Source organism: Vreelandella xerophytica (assembly GCF_968048975.1).
In genome coordinates this window covers 3,150,670-3,167,244 of record NZ_OZ309106.1, presented here as the reverse complement: position 1 = coordinate 3,167,244, position 16,575 = coordinate 3,150,670, and the positions used below count along the sequence as shown (strand labels likewise).

The following is a 16,575-nucleotide window of genomic DNA, read 5'->3' as shown; positions in this document are numbered from 1 at the left end:
GTCGTGCAAGACTCATTGGCCCCGCTTCGGCGGGGCCAATGTCGTTTCAAGGCCGATGTCGTTTCAAGAGCCAATGTCTTTAGAACCTTAGCGTCCCGAATCCGGCCAGGCAATGGCCTTTTCCTGTCCATCCGGCAGCACCTGCCAGAACGCGTCCGGGTCGTCACCGGGATGCCATCCGCCCAGCGAGCAGCGCACCTTTACCCCAAGAGCCCGGGCCGCCGCCGCTGCACAGATCTGGTCGCTTGCCCAGGGCGTATGCGGGCTGTCAAACCAGAGGCTGGCAAAGCCGTCCGCGGCCTTTTCCACCAGCAGCACCGGAATGTCATGGCCATCCAGGTGGCCGCAACTTTTCCACTTGCCTTTACCCGCGGGGCTCAACGCGGGCGCGTTGATCGTGTCGGACAGCCAGGCGTCGATGGTTTCAAGGCGGGTCTGCGCCAGATACACCTCGATATCGGGAAAGTGCTCGCTCATGAATCATTCCCTTGGGGTTTGAACAGCGTGACAAGAACGTTCTCGTAGATACGGCTCAGCGTCTCGAGATCGCTTGCACGCACACGCTCGTTCACTTTGTGAATGGTATCGTTCAAGGGGCCAAGTTCTACTACCTGGGCGCCCAGAGTGGCAATGAAGCGCCCGTCCGACGTGCCGCCGCTGGTGGAAAGCGCGGGGCGCTGGCCGGTCACGTCCTCGACGCTTTGCGTCACCGCGTCCACCAGCGCCCCTTCGGCGGTGAGAAACGGCTCGCCGTTCAACGTCCACTCGATATGATAATCAAGCCCGAAGCGCGCCAGAATCGTTTCGGTGCGCGCTTTCAACACATCGCACGTGACTTCGGTGGAGTAGCGAAAGTTGAACACCACCTCGATTTCACCCGGAATCACGTTGGTGGCTCCGGTGCCCGCTCGGAAATTGGAAATCTGGAAGCTGGTGGCCGGAAAGAAGTCGTTACCCCCATCCCAGTGCTCGCGCGTCAGCGCATCGAGCGCGGGCATTGCCTGATGAATGGGGTTGCGCGCCAGATGCGGGTAGGCCACATGGCCCTGGACCCCCTTCACATGCAGCGTGCCGCCCAGCGAGCCGCGCCGACCGTTCTTGATCACATCGCCCAGACGCGCGGTGGAGGAGGGCTCGCCCACGATGCAGTAGTCCAGGCGTTCGTTGCGCTCGCGCAGGTGTTCGACCACCGCGCGGGTGCCATCCACTGCCGGGCCCTCTTCGTCGGCGGTGATCAGAAATGCGATGCGCCCGTCGTGATCCGGATGGCGCGCGACAAAACGCTCCACGGCGGTGACCATCGCCGCGAGACTCCCCTTCATGTCCGAGGCCCCCCGGCCGCAGAGCATGCCCTCGTCGTCGATGCAGGGGGCAAAGGGCGGGAACTCCCAGTTGGTATGGGGGCCGCTGGGTACCACGTCGGTGTGGCCGGCAAACGCCAGCACCGGGCCATGATGGCCGCGTACCGCCCAGAAGTTCTCTACATCGCCGTAGGCCAGACGCTCGATATGAAAACCGAGCGCCTCGAGACGCTCGATCATCAGGCCCTGGCAGCCCTCATCATCGGGGGTGATCGATGCCCGGCCCATCAGGTCGAAGGCGAGCGCGAGCGTGGGCGATAGCCCCTCGGGCTCAGTTATGGGCATGCAGCGCCTCGTTCAGCGCCACGGCGCTCTTGTTGGTCAGGCACTCCACGCGGCCGTTTTGCGAGTTTCGGCGTAACAGCAGATCGTTCTGCCCGGCCAGCTCGCGACCCGAAACGGTCTTGACCTCGTTTTTCTGGTCATCGAGCAGGGCGACCTTGGTGCCGGCGGTGATATAGAGGCCCGCCTCCACGGTGCAGCGATCCCCCAGTGGAATGCCGATACCGGCATTGGCACCGATCAGACAGCCCTCGCCGACCTTGATGACGATGTTGCCGCCACCGGACAACGTGCCCATGGTGGAGCAGCCCCCGCCCAGATCCGAGCCCTTGCCGACGAACACGCCCGCCGAAATACGCCCTTCGATCATGTTCGGGCCTTCGGCACCGGCGTTGAAATTGACAAACCCTTCGTGCATCACCGTGGTGCCTTCCCCCAGATAGGCCCCCAGACGAACCCGGGCGGTGTCGCCGATGCGCACGCCGCCGGGCACCACGTAGTCGGTCATCTTGGGGAATTTGTCCACGCAATCCACCGACAGCGGCCGGCCGGCCAGGCGCGCTTTCAAACGGCGTGCGGCCAGCTCCTCGATGTCGATGGCGCCTTCGCTGGTCCAGGCAATATTGCGCAAGAGCCCGAACATGCCGGTCAGGTCGAGCCCGTGAGGCTTCACCAGCCGGTGCGATAGTAGATGCAGCTTGAGATACACCTCCGGGGCGGTCTGGGGCGGCTGGTCGGTGTCGATGAACATGGCCACCAACGGGCGCTTGCTCTGGGCAAACGACTCGGCCAGAGCGGCCTGCTCGTCATGGCCGGCATCAGACAGTGCGCTTGCCAGATTTGCGCAGTCCTCGGGTAAGAAGCTGATCGCTTGCGTGCCGTCGGTGGCGTCCAGCACCTTGCGCGCGGCGGCCACCAGGCTCTCGGCGGGTTTGAAAAGCGGGGCCGGATAGTAGATCTCCAGCCAGTCGCCCTGGGTATTCTGCGTGCCGATTCCAAGCGCAAAGCTCAGCATAAAGCGTTTTCCTTTTCACGTGATCAGTAAAGGGGGAGGCGGTCAGTCATTGGGTGAGGTTGTCGTAGTCACCCGCTTGATAGCCCACCAGAAGGGTGTGGTCATCGAGTTCCAGCAGCGGACGCTTGAGCAGAGTCGGGTGCTCGAGCAGCAGCTTGCGCGCCGATGTGGCGTCGATGGTCTCTTTATCGTTCTCGGGAAGCTCGCGCCAGGTGGTGCTGCGCTTGTTGATCGCCTTCACAAGAGGCACCTGCTCCAGGAGATGCTCGAGAAGACTCGCCGACAGGCCATCCTTGCGAAGATCGTGGCTTGTATAGGCCAGGCCCTTTTCATCCAGTGCCTTGCGTGCCTTGCGGCAGGTATCGCAGGTATCGATCATGTAAAGCGTGAGCATAAAGCCTCCTGAGCATTGTGACGCCTGGGGTTTTTCAACGAGTGCCTTTCTGGCAGGGCGCTAGCCGCGCTCGATCATCCGGCGAAGACGACGAGCCGCCTCCAGCGTGGGTTCAAGCTCGGCCACCAGCGCCAGGCGAAGCCGACCCGCGCCGGGGTTCTGGCCATCCGGCCCTTCACGCCCCATCAGGCTGCCCGGCAGAACATTGACGTGTTCCTCGCTGAAAAGTCGCCGGGTAAAGGCGATGTCGTCGCCGCCGGGCACGGCGGGCCAGAGATAGAAGCTCGCCTCGGGGCTGGGAAAGTCCATGACCGGGGCAAGTACTTCGGTGACGGCCTGGAATTTCTCCCGGTAGGCGTCGCGGTTGTCGCGCACATGCGATTCATCCTGCCAGGCTTTGACCGAGGCGCGCTGAAGCGGCAGCGACATCGCGCAGCCGTGGTAGGTGCGGTAACGCTTGAACGGCGCCAGAAGGGCCGCGTCGCCGGCCACGAACCCGGAGCGAAGCCCGGGCAGGTTCGAGCGCTTGGAGAGCGAGTGAAATACCACGCAGCGGCGAAAGTCCGTGCGTCCCAGCTCGGTGCAGGCCTGTAAAAGCCCCGGCGGTGGGGCGTGCTCGTCAAGATAAAGTTCCGAGTAGCACTCATCCGAGGCGATGATGAAATCGTGCTCGTCGGCCAGTTCGATCAGCTGTTTTAATTCGGCAAGCGGGGTGACCGCGCCGGTGGGGTTGCCCGGCGAGCAGATAAACACGATCTGAACGTCTTGCCAGGTGACGGCGTCCACCTGGGAGAAATCCGGGCGAAAGCCGTTTTCCGCGGTGCAGGCCAGGTAGTGCGGCTCGCCCCCGGCCAGCAGCGTGGCGCCTTCGTAAATCTGATAAAACGGGTTGGGCACGGCCACCTTGGCCGCCCGGGTACGGTCGAGAGCGGCCTGGACGAAGGCGAAGATTGCCTCGCGGGTGCCGTTGACCGGAATGATCTCACGCTCGGCGTCCAGGTCCTTGAGTCCAAAGCGCATGATGGCCCACCGAGCGATGGCGTCGCGCAGCTCCACCAGGCCGTTGGTTGCCGGATAGCGGGCCATTTCGTGCTGATACGCCGTCAACGCCTCCAGCGCTTCGACGAACGGGGCGTGCTGGGGCTCGCCGATGGTCAGCGAAATGGGATCGAGCCCGACGGGGGGCGTCAGGTCTTGTTTCAGCGCGGCCAGCTTCTCGAACGGATAGGGGTGCAGCGCGTTAAGGTCAGGATTCATGGCGGGTCCGTGGCGGGCCTGGGCGGCGGCTGAAAATTGTCAGCTACCGATTATAGGCAACCCCCAGGGCTTGCTCAAACATACCGGGAAATAAGCATCCGCCAAACGGGTCACGCCCAGGCGGCCTCATTATACCTCGAGGAGATCTCAAAGATAGGTGATGGTGTAGCCGCGCACCCAGGGGCGGCCGCTGTCGTCGTTGTGGGGGGGCAGTTGGAGAGTGCCGATTTTGACCTGGGGCACGATGGGATCGTTGGCCTGAAGGCAGACGTGAAGCAGGTAGCGCGGGCTTCGCGACTGGGCCGTGTGGGCCTCGTACGCCCAGTGGCCGTAGTCCGTTCCCGGCAGGGGTTGCCAAGGCGCGTTTTCCGGCGCGTCGCAGCCGCCACGCCAGGCGCCGGGAAGCCAGCTATGGGTGATCGACTGCTCCACCTGCTCGCCCAGGCGCGCCAGTACCGTGGCTCTGGGGGCATCGGTGTCGACGCGCATCGCCGCGCGGGCCGCCTCCGCCGCCCAGTGCTGAAACGACAGGCGCGCGACGGCCGGCAGGGCAAACGCGAAAGCGCCGTACACCAGGGTGAAAAACAGCAGGAAGATGGCCGCGAACTCGATCGCCACGGCGCCGCGCTGTCGGGCCTTAGTAGGCAATCGAGGGCACCCCGCAGTTGGTGGAGTGAAGGTGGACCTCGTTACTGCCGAGTGTCACGCCCAATTGATCGGCCAGCTGGTTGTTCAAAAAATCGCCCAGATTGTTCAGACTCGGCTTGGTGGCGTCCAGCAGTGGCTTGAGCAACCGGCAAACTTCGCCTGCGCAGGTAACGTTTTGCGTAGCAGCGTTGGCGACGCTTAGCGAGTCCTGGGCGCTGATGAGCATTGGTTGGGGGCGGCGCTTGAGCATCTCGGTCAGGTTGTGCGCCAGGCACTCGTTGCGAGTGCGAGGGTCACGAGCCCGGCCGCAGGCTTTATAGCTGCTGTTGCCCACGACCGGCGTCAGCAGCGAGCCCAAGAGGCCAATTTCGTAGTCGGCGTAGAACCTGAAGGCTCGAGCGAAATCTGCCGACAGCCACCGGTTGATAGGACAAAGAGCTCCGAGCAGGCAGGTGGCGGGCAGCACGTTGTCGATCCTATAGTCAGTGGTGAGCGCCGGGACGACCGGCCGGCCGTTGGCAGTACGTTCTTCGCTGCCCCCCAGTATCCGCGCGAGCACGTTATCGACGCTGTAAAAGCCATCGAGCTGTTTGGTGGCCTCCAGGTACTGCGTAGCAAGCCTTGCCAGTAAATCCACTTCAGGCGCAGGAGTGCGAACCAGGTTGGCCAGAAGATCCAGAAAATTGCCGGTCAGGCGGCTGAGCGTATTGCTCAGTGTCAACGCGTTGGGTTGGGTAGTGCGGCGTTCTTCGGCGTGCATGTTGGGTAATGTCTCGCGGTATTCGAGCCCTACAATAGGCAGGGGCTTGCGGGGAATAACGGAGTGGCTGAAGAGCCTCAAAAACTCGGTCTCTTGATGCATGGCGCAGCTTTGGGGCCCAGAACCCGCGCCTGAAAGGGGCGGCTCACCCACGCAGGTATCGAGCAGCTTTGCGGCCACCGCAATATCGGCGGTGGGCGTATCGAACTGGCACTGTAGCCGGGTGAGCTCGGCCTGGGCCGAGCCAAGATCGAGGGTGATCGGAAAGTTGACCCGTACGCCCAGCAGCCCGGAAAAAGCCCCGAGCGGTGCCAGACCAGCGGTATCGAGCTTGACCTCGAGCCTGAGCTGGCCGCCCGGCACCTGGCTGCCCGCCGGCCCAATGGCGACCACCGGCGCCGAGACCATTCGGGCCGCTACCTCGAGGCCGAAAAGCCCGTGGCTTTCAAGCGCTATCGTCTGCTCGCGGGTGCCGGTCAGCAGCGCCACGGCCAAGAGCTCGGCCAGGTTCACGCGGCTTTCGAGTACCGCGCGGGTGCTGTTCACGGCGTCCCGCTTTAGCTCGATCAGCCCGGTGGCGTCGCTTCCCAGTAGTTTCAGCTTGACCTCGCCAAGCCGCGGGTGGGCGGCGATCGCGCGGCCAAAGGCGCGAAGCGAGGCGCGCAAGCTCTCATCGTCGACGTTCCGGGCCATTGCGTCGATCAACTGGGCAAGCGTCAAGGAGGCAAGCCTTTGATCGGTGAGCGCGATCAGCTCCGAGGACGTCATACGCGACAACTCCACGATGCTCGTCTCGATGCCGAGCGCTTTGAAAAGCCCCAGCGGGCTTACGTAGGTGCTGGCAACGCCGCTTGCGCTGAGAGTGGCCAGATGCGTGGTATCCACCCCGGCCGCGCGCAAAAAGCGCCCCACCGGTCGTTCTCTTTCCAGGCGCAGAAGCTGGCTGCCGACCGTAAAGGCGGCCACCGCATCGCTTCGCTGGGCGGTCGCGCGGGCGGTGAGCGCGACGTTCTCACCAAGGCCACGACTGACCAGGGCGCCGCCCCGTAGCACGAGGCTCGCCGGGGTCGAGCGACTCACCGTGACCTCGACGGCGGCGTGGGGGATCGGCGATACCTGGCGCATCCCGTCCTGGCTTGCAAGTGTCACGCAGCGCACTGACAGCGCCCTTTGGGCATCCGGGACGAAGCCATGAACGGCGGCGGATTCCAGGGCGAGCGTTTGGGCAAGGGCGGGGTTGCCGGCACAGTAACCGCGCGGCAGGCGGGCGGAGGTCTCCAGCGCCGCCATATCGGCCACTTTCTGCAGCTGGCGCTTTTCGAGAAAAAGCCGCCCGGTATCGACCAGCAGCGCCATGACCAACAGCAGCGTCAGCAGCACGAAGGCCGTCAGGCCACTAATGAAACCGCGCTGATACAAGGGGCTGTGATGGCCAGAAAAAACCGGGGTCATGTTCACCTGCCTGTTATCAAAACGAAGGAAAACGCTTTTCCGGTTGGCGTGTTCTCACCCCAAAATGCATCGCTAATGCTACGGCGTGGCCAACTCGAGGGTCCGCAAATAGGCGCGCCCTACTATCTGGTCGGGCAGCGGGGGGAATTGAGCGCCCATCAAGCGGATGGGGGGAAGTATGGTGTCCGGCGAAGGGTGATGCAGGCAGACATGCCAAGCGCCCTCCAGAGGGTCGACGGTCAAATAGCGGTCCTGGCTTGCGCAGGGCGCGACCCAGGACGCCGGCATCCATGCGGCGTCGATGATCGAGGCGATATGTGCCGCCGCCTCGTCCTGGTTGGCTTGATGATGGTTTTTCCAGACCAGGCCTTCTCTTAACGCATCCGAGGCCAACTGCTGATAACTGGCACTCAATAGTAGCGGCATCGAGAGGCCGATAGCGCCGTAAAAAAGCCCCAAAAGCAGAATGAAACTCAGCGCGAACTCGATACTGACTGCCCCTTTCTGACAGGCTTTTATCATGGTACGGCATTTCCAGTCGTCGAATACTTAACCTGCGGTATTGATTAAAGTTAAAGTATTTTGGGAGTTATATATTAGCCTTTATTGATTTTATAGTGCTCTATGGGGCTGGGGTTTCTGGAGTGGTTTGTCCTGCGCCAATATTAAGCGCATCAGAAATTTGTTGGAAAAGCCCGCCGATGCCATTCCCTAGAATAGCCAGTGAGGCAATCAAGATTGCCGCGATCAAACCCGCAATCAATGCATACTCTATGGCGGAGGCGCCTTTTTTATCGTTGTGAAGAGTGGTCAGGTAGGTGTAGAGAGAAACGAACACTTTCATTAGTAATCTCCGATTCAATGGGTAGCGGTATCGATCCGCTAAAGGGTTGTTAATTTCTTAAATGATTGTTTAGTAAGTGGTATGGCTATTTATCGTCATTCTTACCGGTTTCATTAGTAATTTTTTTATTTTTTAATGTTACTTTTTGTTAGGTCTTTGTTTGTTTAATGATTGCCTTAAAGACAAGGATGAGAAGGTTGTTCTCGAGACTCTAATGCTCTTGTCATCATTGTCGTATACCACCTTGCTTATCAATTGAACGCTATCGTTGAATCTCTTTAATCGTGGATTAAGCCAATATTTTATAGGTTTTTCGACTTAAAGTGATTTTAACTTTGTGGTTACGCTATCCGATCTTGGTCGATAAGTTAAAGGCCCGAACAACGCTGGGGACTAAAAGTAGTGAGTAGCCGTTTTCTAATGTGTATTGCGGTGGTGCTGGTGTTGGCGGCCATCGCCGTGGGCTATGCGGGTATTCGAATCGCTCAGCAGCCCGCGCCGGCGCCTGCCGCGGGCGTTGACGCATCCGGCGACCCGGTGCTTGGCGAAACGGCCGAGCCCCTGCCTGGTGTGGAGGTCGTGGTGGTCGCGAAGGACCTGCGCGCTTACCACCCCATCGTTCGCGAGGATCTTCAGGTAGAGCGGCTGAGCCTGATGCCGCCGGGCGGATTTAGCGACCCCGATCTTTTGGTAGGGCGCGCCGTGGGGCGCGATACGGCCCAGGGGACGGTATTGAAAGAGAGCTACTTTGCCAGCGGCGGTACGGTGGCGCGCATGATTCGATCAGACGAGCGGGCGATCGCCGTACCTTTTAACCCGGTCATGGGCGCTGGTGGACACATCTCGCCAGGCGACTACGTGGATGTGCTGCTGTTTCTTCCCCAAACCGAGCAAAACGCCGATCGTACGATGCAGGTGGCCGTGCCGGCCCTGCGGGTATTGACGGTGGGTAGCGTGCTGGGGCTGACCGCGGAAGGCGAAACGGTCCAGCCGCTGCCGGTTCAAAACGATAGCTCCTTGGGTAGCGCTAACCCGTCATCCGGGACGCTGGTGCTCGCCGTGCCCGAGACGCTGCTCACCCGCTTTGCCCTGGCCGCGGATGTCGGCGAGCTAAGAATTGCCGTGCGCGCCTCTGAGGAGGGGCGCCTGGCCGATTTTCATCGCGGGGGCGGCGCCTCGATCCAGGACCTCAACCAGCAGCTTTTTCAGTTCGAGCAGCTGGCCCTGCGCCCGGCTGCCCCGCCCCCGGCCGCGCCCGTGAATGACGCCGCGCCGCCCCCGTACCGGCAGGCGCCGGCCCCGGCCCCGGCCCCGCGCTCGCCAGAGACCAGCGAATCGTCGGTCGCCGTGATTCGCGGGGCGGTGAGAAGCCTGGAAGCGCCTTAGACCGCTGCCGCGTTGTTAACGACGTGCCGTTATCAACGCCATGCCAGCCATCCTGGGCTTATAACGATCTACTCATAACGATCTACTCATAACGACAAACCAATACCGAGACGCCAGGGCGTTAAAGGCCAGGGTAAGGGAGACCAATGAAGAACCTGATACGCATGTTAGCCGGCGTGCTGGTGGGCGTGGGTAGCTACTCCTCCGGGGCGCTTGCGCAGTCCAGCTGTAGCGAGTTGAGCCAAGTGCCGGCCGCGCTCGAATTGGCCCCAGGCATACACCGGGAGGTGGCGTTGCCGGTCGCCATCGAGCGCCTGGCGGTCGGCAATCCTGAGGTGGCCAACGTGCAACTGACCTCCGGCAACGCTTTTTTGATCACCCCCCTGGCGGGCGGGGTCACCAACGCCTCGATTTGGACCCCCTGCGCCGATGCACCGGTCGAGCTCGCCCTGAGCGTTTCGGGCGCCGCGAGCCAGGCGCTTGGCGAGCGCGCCTTGCAACGTGCGCCGGTGCCCTCCCAGGTGCAGACCGACATTCGCTTCGTCGAGGTCAACCGGACCCGGCTTCGCGAAGTCGGGGTGTCGCTGTTCGGGGCTTCTAATAACAATCTGTTCGCTTCGCCAGGCGTAGGCCCCGGGTCCGTCGGCGTGGGCACCATCGGCGCGCTGACCCCCGGCGCCAATGTGCCGCTTTCCAGCAGCGGTTTCAACCTGGTGGTCGGGGGTGGGAGTCAGCGCGTCATGGCCGCGCTTAGCGCTCTGGAGACCAGCGGCTTCGCCTATACCCTGGCGCGGCCGAGTTTGGTCGCGCTGAGCGGGCAAAGCGCCAGTTTTCTGGCCGGTGGCGAGTTCCCTATCCCCGTGCCCAGTGCAGGCAGCGACAGCGTCTCCATCGAGTACAAGGAGTTCGGGGTGCGGCTCACGCTGACGCCGACGGTCATCGACGAGCAGCGGATTACGCTCAAGGTCGCCCCGGAAGTCAGCGAGCTTGATTTCGCCAACGGCGTCACCATTGCGGGAACGACGGTGCCCGCGCTGACGGTTCGCCGTTCGGACACCAGCGTTTCGCTTGCCAGCGGCGAAAGTTTCATCATCAGCGGCCTGATCAGCACCAATCGCAGTGCCCAGGTGAGGCAGCTCCCGGGGATCGGAAGCGTGCCGATCCTTGGCGCTTTTTTCCGCAATAGCCAAACCCGCAGCGAAGAGCGCGAACTCTTGATGATCGTCACGCCGCACCTGGTACAACCCATTGCGGCGGATGCGACGCTGCCCGCCCTGCCCGGCGAAGAGGTGCGCGATTACGCGCCCAGCGTGCACGAGCTGCTGCTCGAGGACGGCTCGTTCAACCGCAGCGCCGGACTGTCACAATAGGGGCGATGATGCAGATATTCATGGTATGCGGCTGCGGCGACGCAGAGATTAGCTGGCTCAAGGCGACCCTGGTGGAGCAGACCCGGCTGGTGCCGGTCAACCCTCAGTTGGAAGCCATTATCGGCTTGGCCGACCAGATGGGCAGTGGCCTCCTCTTTTTCTATATCGACCCGAGTAACAGCGACATGGCGCTTTTGGTGATCGAGGGCGTGGTCGAGTCGCGCCCGGATCTTGCCGTCGTCGCCGTCGGGGAGAGCGCCGAGAACGCGCTGGTGCTGGGTGCGATGCGCGCCGGCGCGCGGGACTACCTGACCGTGGGTCAGCGCCGCAGTGAGGTGCAAAGCCTCATGCGTCGGCTGCTTCGAAAACAGCCGTCGATCATCGGCGGAAGCTCCGGCCCCCGCGCCAACGTGGTGGTGCTGGAGGGCACGGACGCCACGGCGGATACGACCTGGGTGGCCGCCCATCTGGCGCTATCGGTGGCCGAACAGCACTCGCCGGTTTTGTTGATCGATGCCGCCCCCGGGCTTGGCGAGCTGGAGGCGCTTTTGAACCTGAAGTGCAGCTTTGGCGTCGAGGACGCCATGAGTTCCGCCCAGCGTATCGACAGCGCGGTCATCGCCAACGTGTTTTCCCGGCACGAAAGCGGGCTTTTCGTTCTGCCGCTGCTCCAGGACGAGCGCTATCCCGAGCAATACAGCTACGCGGAAGCGATCCTTTTGTTGGGGGTTTTGCGCCAGCACTTCGCCTTTATCGTGATCAACGCCTGCGGCCAGGCGGACAGCGGGTTTTTGCGCGCCCTGGCAAGCGCGGCGGACCAGGTGCTTTGGTACGTCCAGCAGAGCGTGCCCTGCAGCCGTCGCAATCTGGAGCGGCTGCAGCGCTACAAGACGGAAGGCATTACTCTGAACCGGCTGGGCTTGCTGGTGGACCGCCATTTACCTAGCGTCTCGCCCACACCGGAGGTGCTGGCGGACACCTTCGCCACGCCACTTGCCGCGGTGCTGCCGGCACTAGCGGAACAGCGGCTCAATAGTCTCAACCAGGGCGTGCCGCTGTTTGAATTGGCGCCTCACAGCGAACTCTCCAGAGCGTTGCGGCGGCTGGCCAAAACGTTATTGCCCGAGTCGGTGGAAGAGCGTCGAGGGCGTTGGCGATGGCCCCGGCTACGGCGCTAACCCCCGGCCAGGTATCGGGTTGGGAAAGATCATGAGGGTTTTGCATTGCACACCAAAGAGGACGTCTTATGGAGCGAGTGGGCCGCCAGCAGCTTTTTCAGCTTAAAGAGCGTTTGCACCGCTACCTGATCGATCAGCTAGGGGATGAAGGCTCTAACCTGGTCGAAGGCAGCCGACACGAGCTCAGGCGGTTTCTGGCCGTACATATCCAGTCCTTTACCCGGCTTCATCAGCTGGCGGTGTCGGGCTATGAGATCGACCGGCTCACCGAGGAGATGATCGACGAGCTCACCGGCTTCGGCCCGCTGGAAATGCTGCTCAGTGATCCCAGCGTGACGGAGATCCTGGTCAACGGGTGTGAGCGTATTTTCGTCGAGCGCCGTGGGGTGTTGTCGCAAAGCGATTTGCAGTTCGTCGATGACCATCACCTTCAGCGCGTCATTCAGCGCATTCTTGCCCCGCTTGGGCGGCGGCTGGACGAGTCCTCGCCCATGGTCGACGCCCGCCTGCCGGATGGCAGCCGGGTCAATGCGGTGATTCCCCCTATCGCCCTGGACGGCGCCTGTCTTTCGGTGCGTAAGTTTCGTAAGGACATGCTGCAAAGCAAGGAGCTGGTCGGCGCCGGCTCGCTGAACGAGGATATGTTGGCGTTTCTCGAGTGCGCGGTGAAAAGGCGCTGCAATATCGTCATCAGCGGAGGAACCGGAACGGGTAAAACCACCATGCTGAACCTGTTGAGCAGCCTGATCGATCAGCGCGAGCGCCTGGTGACCATCGAGGATACCGCGGAGCTTCAGCTCAAGCACGGCCACGTCGTGCGTTTGGAGACGCGCCCGCCCAACGCGGATGGCCACGGCGAGGTGACCGCTCGAAACCTGGTGCGCAACGCGCTGCGCATGCGCCCCGACCGGATCATTCTGGGCGAAACCCGCGGGGTCGAGGTGCTCGATGTGCTCTCGGCGATGAACACCGGCCACGAAGGGTCGATGACCTCGATACACGCCAACAACGCCGGCGACTCATTACTACGTATCGAAACCCTGGTGGGGCTTTCCGGCGTTCAGGTGCCCGAAAGTACCGTGCGCCGCTCGATCGCCTCGGCGATCGAGGTGATCATTCAACTGTCCCGTTTGCCCAGCGGCCAGCGCTGTATCAGCGAGATCATCGAGCTTGGCGGGCTGGAGCAGGGCAATTACGTCACCAACCTGCTGTTTCGCTACGACCGGCACCAGCAGAGCTTTGTGCAAAAGAGCACCCAGGTGGTCAACGAAAAACTCCAGGGCGCATTACCGGGGGCGAGCGGTGGGTAGCGTAGCGCTTTTGCTGATGGTGGGCAGCTTCTTGCTGCTAGGCGCCGGGCTTTTGTTGGTGAACTTAAGCCGCCGCCAGGCGGTGGGCGAACGCGTGGGCCAGCGGCTTCAAAGCGAGCGCACACCGATGACCCGACGCGAGCGCCGACCCAGAGGCGTGGCGCGCTGGATAAGCCAGGCCGGGCTCGAACTGCCCCCCTGGATGGTGGCGGTGGCAACGTCCCTGGTGCTTCTGCTGGCGCTGGTGCTGACCCAAATTAGCTGGGTGCTGCCGCCGATTGCGCTCGTCTTGATAGCGCTGGTGGTCTATCTCGTTGGGCAGTGGCGGGCGCAAAGGCGCCTGGAGCGCATGATCGCTCAACTGCCTACGCTTTTGGATCATATGATACGCAGTATCAAATCCGGTAGAACCTTGAGTGATGCCATGCTGCTTGCCATGAAGCGCTGCCCCGACCCGCTCAACCAGGCGATACAAACCGTGCGCCGGGATATTGAGCTTGGCATGCCGCTGGCGGAAGCGGTCAACGAGTTTGCCGAGGATTACCCCCGGGAGGAGTTTTACATGCTGGCGCTGGGGGTTCAGGTCAACCAGCGCTATGGCGGCAACTCCACCGATATGCTCAATAACCTGATCATGATCATCCGCGACCGGGAGCAGGCCAGCCGCCAGTTGAGTGCCATGACCGGCGAGACGCGTATCAGCGCGGTGGTATTGGCCGGCCTACCCATCGCCATAGCGAGCTATATTTTGATGGTAAACCCGACGTTAATACTCGATATGTGGTCAACGACGGCCGGTAAGGCCATGCTGCTACTTTCTCTAACGTTACAAGTGACCGGCTGCACGCTCTTGTGGCGTATGCTGAAGAGTATGTAACCATGACGCTTTTGACCCTCAGTGCGTTACTTTTTTTTGCCGCGGCGGGCCTGGTGGGCTATGTGCTGCTCACCAAGCGCTGGAAAGCGGCCATGATTGCCCAGCGCATCGCGGTGACCGATACCCCTGGCCGCATATCGCGGCGTACGCTGCTGGGAGAGCTTGCCTACCTGGATGGCAAGCTGGATGCGGAAGTTCCGAAGTTGATGGAGCAGTTGAGCTGGCGCGGCGCCGACCAGCGGGCCACCTATTACGCGTTTCAGTTGGGCGTGCCGATCGCGACCGGCGTACTGGCCACCCTCGTCACCGCGTTTTGGGGCGATGGCCCATCGCTTTTGGCGGTATTCATCGCCGCGGCGCTCGGTTTTTTTCTGCCCAAGCGCTGGCTCAAAAAGCAGGTCGCAAAGCGCCACGCCGCTATCAACGAAGAGGTGTCGGCGATGCTGCCGCTGTTGCGCATGCTCTTCGAGGTCGGCATGACCGTGGATCAGTCGCTGCGGGTGCTCTCCCGGGAGGGAGAGCACATTCTGCCCGAGCTTTCCCGGGAACTCCGGCGCGTGCTCAGCCGCGTCGACGCCGGCCTCGACCTGGCCACTGAGCTCAGCGTCATGGCCGAAAGGCTGGATGTGGATCCGCTCAACGACTGCGTGGTGATTCTCGAGCAGTTGATACGCCAGGGCGGTGGGGCGGTCGCCTCGCTCATTTCGCTCAAGGAGCTTTTCCACGACCGGCGAATCACCGACCAGCAGGAGAAGGTCTCCAAGCTTTCGGCCAAGATGTCCGGGGCGATGGTCTTGTTTCTCTTTCCAGCGCTGCTGATTATTCTGGCAGGGCCTGGCTTTATGGCCATTTTTGCCGCGATATCGGGGATGAATTGATGAACCATGTTTTAGCGAGCGCCACGGTGCTTCTCGCGCTGGCGCTTTCCGGCTGTGCCGGGGTGTCCTCGACGGCGGGCGCGCCGGTCGATGCGTGCCGCCAACTAGCGCCGGAACAGCAGCTCGCCGTCGAGCTCGCCAACGACATGGCCGAGCAGGGGAGGCCCCATGCGGCGCTGGCCCACCTCGAGCAGCTGCCCGAGTCGATTGCCGAGGTGCGCCTGCGCAAGGCGCAAATTTTGCGTCAGTTGAAGGACCCCGAAGCGCAAGCGCTCTACCGCTCGCTGCTCGACAGCTGCGTGGCCGCCGAGGCGCACCAGGGCCTTGGCCAGGTAGCCGTCGTTGCTGGCGACTTCGATCAGGCGCTCGCCCATATGCGCGAAGCGGCCAGGCTCTACCCCGCCAGTTTCAAGATCCGTAACGACCTGGGCTTCGTTCACCTTCAGCGTCGCGAGCTTGAAAAAGCGCGGTTCGAGTTCATGACCGCGCTGGAGCTGAGCCAGGACGACGCGCTGCCGCTGGAGAATTTGATGACGCTGCTGATCTATCAGCAGCGACCCCAGGCCGCGAGCGCGCTGCTGAGCAGCGGGCGAGGAACACCCCTGCAGTACCAGCGCGCCGAAACCCGCGCCCGCCAGATGCAGCTGGAAGATCAGCAGCGCCGTTAAGTCCATGCGCCGATACGAGGGAGATAAAGAAATGGCATATTGCAAGGTAGGTAGCCTGCGGGGTACCCAGGCCAAGGGCGTCGGTCGGGCGTTGACCGCGCCCCTGGTGGCCGCGCCTTTGATGGTCGCCCTGTTAAGCGGCTGCGCGGGCCCGGGCGAGCACTCGATGACCGCGGCGGATAACTGGCTACAGGTTCAGCGCCAGGGCCACCAGGCATCGCTTACGCCCCAGTCCCTTTCACCCCGGGAGCAGGAACTTGCTCATCAGCGCTGGCTTGATAGCTTCAACCACCCCATTCCCGAACGCTACGCAAGCGATACCGCCGGCGGTTTCAGCGGCAACTAGCCGGTGAAGCTGATGGCCCCTAGCACCAGTAGCACGAGCGCCAGCGCAATGAAGGGGGCGTAGGCATAGTAGCCCGTATCCCCTGAGCCCGGATCACCAGGGCCCTGAACGAGAGGATCCTGGGTGTGATCGCGGGGGGGCGGGCAAATCCCCGGTGCGTAGTGCGCAAGGGCCGCCCGGGTTCTTGCCGGCAAGCGCCGCGCGAGGGTATGCCACACGACGAGCAGCGCCGCCGTCAGCGCCACTACCGCCAGCAGCCCCGTCGTGCCCAAACACAGGCCAAGGGCGGCCAGCAGTTTGACGTCGCCTCCGCCCAGTACCCCCTTTACGTGGCCGGGAATGGCGAGCAGCAGTGCGCTCCCCACCCCGAACAGCGCCTGGGGCCAGGCCACCCCGATCAGGCTCTCGCCAGTCACGGCCAGCCACCCCGCGGCCAGCAGAAGAAACGGGTAAGCAAGGCGGTTGTCGATTCGTCGTGTTCGAAGGTCCCTATAGCCCACCGCCAGAACCCAGACGAGCAGGATCAGCAAGCCTGGCGTCACGGGGTAT

18 protein-coding genes are annotated in these 16,575 nt (G+C 62.5%); 8 read left to right on the top strand and 10 right to left on the bottom strand.

Annotated features, from left to right (window positions below; translation table 11 throughout):
• Nucleotides 1–87: 87 nt before the first annotated feature.
• The 9 genes from ACWF8S_RS14795 to ACWF8S_RS14755 form a co-directional block, all read right to left on the bottom strand.
• The gene (locus ACWF8S_RS14795) at nt 88–477 is read right to left on the bottom strand and encodes a hypothetical protein (RefSeq protein ID WP_447554163.1); all 390 of its coding nucleotides are present in this window, start codon (nt 475–477) and stop codon (nt 88–90) included.
• Nucleotides 474–1,646, bottom strand: coding sequence for a succinyl-diaminopimelate desuccinylase (gene dapE, locus ACWF8S_RS14790; RefSeq protein ID WP_447554162.1), 1,173 nt, complete (start codon nt 1,644–1,646; stop codon nt 474–476). Before dapE ends, ACWF8S_RS14795 begins: the two co-directional genes overlap by 4 nt.
• Complete coding sequence (gene dapD / locus ACWF8S_RS14785) at nt 1,633–2,658, bottom strand: 2,3,4,5-tetrahydropyridine-2,6-dicarboxylate N-succinyltransferase (RefSeq protein WP_447554161.1); 1,026 nt, start codon at nt 2,656–2,658, stop codon at nt 1,633–1,635. Before dapD ends, dapE begins: the two co-directional genes overlap by 14 nt.
• A 46-nt stretch (nt 2,659–2,704) precedes the next feature.
• Nucleotides 2,705–3,052, bottom strand: a complete 348-nt coding sequence (locus tag ACWF8S_RS14780; RefSeq protein WP_447554160.1) for a Spx/MgsR family RNA polymerase-binding regulatory protein — start codon at nt 3,050–3,052, stop codon at nt 2,705–2,707.
• 60 nt (nt 3,053–3,112) lie between these two features.
• A complete protein-coding gene (dapC, locus tag ACWF8S_RS14775) occupies nt 3,113–4,309 on the bottom strand; it encodes a succinyldiaminopimelate transaminase (protein ID WP_447554159.1) in 1,197 nt (398 codons plus the stop codon).
• A gap of 147 nt (nt 4,310–4,456) precedes the next feature.
• On the bottom strand, nt 4,457–4,957 hold the full coding sequence (locus ACWF8S_RS14770) for a TadE/TadG family type IV pilus assembly protein (protein WP_447554158.1): 501 nt from the start codon (nt 4,955–4,957) through the stop codon (nt 4,457–4,459).
• Entirely contained in the window at nt 4,947–7,169 is a 2,223-nt protein-coding gene (locus ACWF8S_RS14765; protein WP_447554157.1) for a pilus assembly protein TadG-related protein, read from the bottom strand. The genes ACWF8S_RS14770 and ACWF8S_RS14765 overlap by 11 nt, the downstream gene beginning before the upstream one ends.
• A 78-nt stretch (nt 7,170–7,247) precedes the next feature.
• A complete protein-coding gene (locus ACWF8S_RS14760) occupies nt 7,248–7,691 on the bottom strand; it encodes a TadE/TadG family type IV pilus assembly protein (protein WP_447554156.1) in 444 nt (147 codons plus the stop codon).
• Nucleotides 7,692–7,791: 100 nt separating this feature from the next.
• Nucleotides 7,792–8,013: a Flp family type IVb pilin gene (locus ACWF8S_RS14755; protein WP_447554155.1), complete on the bottom strand. Its 222-nt coding sequence runs from the start codon at nt 8,011–8,013 to the stop codon at nt 7,792–7,794.
• Nucleotides 8,014–8,415: 402 nt separating this feature from the next.
• Here ACWF8S_RS14755 and cpaB point away from each other — a divergent pair, with 402 nt between their 5' ends.
• The 8 genes from cpaB (at nt 8,416) to ACWF8S_RS14715 (ending at nt 16,026) form a co-directional block, all read left to right on the top strand.
• The gene (gene cpaB / locus ACWF8S_RS14750) at nt 8,416–9,399 is read left to right on the top strand and encodes a Flp pilus assembly protein CpaB (protein ID WP_447554153.1); all 984 of its coding nucleotides are present in this window, start codon (nt 8,416–8,418) and stop codon (nt 9,397–9,399) included.
• A 146-nt stretch (nt 9,400–9,545) separates the two neighbouring features.
• Entirely contained in the window at nt 9,546–10,769 is a 1,224-nt protein-coding gene (locus ACWF8S_RS14745; protein WP_447554152.1) for a type II and III secretion system protein family protein, read from the top strand.
• An 8-nt stretch (nt 10,770–10,777) separates the two neighbouring features.
• Nucleotides 10,778–11,947 (top strand): AAA family ATPase, encoded by a 1,170-nt coding sequence (locus ACWF8S_RS14740; protein ID WP_447554151.1) that lies wholly within the window; start codon nt 10,778–10,780, stop codon nt 11,945–11,947.
• 68 nt (nt 11,948–12,015) lie between these two features.
• A complete protein-coding gene (locus tag ACWF8S_RS14735) occupies nt 12,016–13,257 on the top strand; it encodes a CpaF family protein (RefSeq protein WP_447554150.1) in 1,242 nt (413 codons plus the stop codon).
• A complete protein-coding gene (locus tag ACWF8S_RS14730) occupies nt 13,250–14,134 on the top strand; it encodes a type II secretion system F family protein (protein WP_447554149.1) in 885 nt (294 codons plus the stop codon). Before ACWF8S_RS14735 ends, ACWF8S_RS14730 begins: the two co-directional genes overlap by 8 nt.
• 2 nt (nt 14,135–14,136) lie before the next feature.
• Entirely contained in the window at nt 14,137–15,012 is an 876-nt protein-coding gene (locus ACWF8S_RS14725) for a type II secretion system F family protein (RefSeq protein WP_447554147.1), read from the top strand.
• The gene (locus tag ACWF8S_RS14720) at nt 15,012–15,680 is read left to right on the top strand and encodes a tetratricopeptide repeat protein (protein ID WP_447554146.1); all 669 of its coding nucleotides are present in this window, start codon (nt 15,012–15,014) and stop codon (nt 15,678–15,680) included. The genes ACWF8S_RS14725 and ACWF8S_RS14720 overlap by 1 nt, the downstream gene beginning before the upstream one ends.
• A 31-nt stretch (nt 15,681–15,711) precedes the next feature.
• Nucleotides 15,712–16,026, top strand: coding sequence for a DUF3613 domain-containing protein (locus tag ACWF8S_RS14715; protein WP_447554145.1), 315 nt, complete (start codon nt 15,712–15,714; stop codon nt 16,024–16,026).
• Here ACWF8S_RS14715 and ACWF8S_RS14710 read toward each other — a convergent pair.
• Nucleotides 16,023–16,568 (bottom strand): A24 family peptidase, encoded by a 546-nt coding sequence (locus ACWF8S_RS14710; protein ID WP_447554144.1) that lies wholly within the window; start codon nt 16,566–16,568, stop codon nt 16,023–16,025. The two genes, ACWF8S_RS14715 and ACWF8S_RS14710, sit on opposite strands and share 4 nt — an antisense overlap.
• Between the last annotated feature and the right edge of the window lie 7 nt (nt 16,569–16,575).